The sequence below is a fragment of the Acinetobacter sp. ANC_7588 genome (assembly GCF_056783995.1).
The window spans coordinates 1-595 of record NZ_JBWYIU010000036.1 but is presented as its reverse complement, the minus strand read 5'-3'; the positions used below and the strand labels follow the sequence as shown (position 1 = coordinate 595).

Genomic DNA, 595 nt, shown 5'->3' with positions numbered 1-595 from the left:
CAACGCGCTAACGAAATTCTACGTAAAGCAGCTGCTTTTTTCGCCTAGGCGGAGCTCGACCGCCCACACAAATAATGGTGGATTTCATCCATAACAATAAAGACCTATATGGTGTTGAGGCAATCTGTAAAATTTTACCGATTGCACCATCGACCTATTACCGACAGTTGGATCTGACCGAGAACCCAGAAAAGCGCTCAAAACGCGATTTACATGACGTGCATCATGCTGAACAAGTGAAACGAATTTGGAAAGAAAGTTCGGGTCGATATGGTGTACGTAAAGTCTAGCAACAATTGAAACGTGAAGGCTATATTGTTGCACGCTGTACGGTTGCTCGATTGATGCAAAATCTAGGCATACAAGGTGTTTGGCGCGGTAAGAATAAACAAACTACTCGTAGCCGAGATGATCAAAAGCGTGCACCTGACTTGGTGAAACGCAATTTTACTGCTGATCATCCTGACCAACTGTGGATCGCTGACTTCACGTATGTTCGAACCAATTCAGGCTGGGTGTATACCGCCTTTATTATTGATGTGTTCTCACGAGCCATTGTTGGATGGAAAGTATCTACACGAATGAATACAGATAT

General features: G+C 43.7%; 1 pseudogene and 1 other annotated feature. The pseudogene reads left to right on the top strand.

Features of this window, described 5'->3' with window-relative positions:
- Nucleotides 1–595 (top strand): annotated as a pseudogene (locus AC1M9J_RS14770) (IS3 family transposase); the annotation flags it as partial.
- Nucleotides 33–149 (top strand) — a sequence feature (AL1L pseudoknot). Its footprint overlaps the pseudogene before it by 117 nt.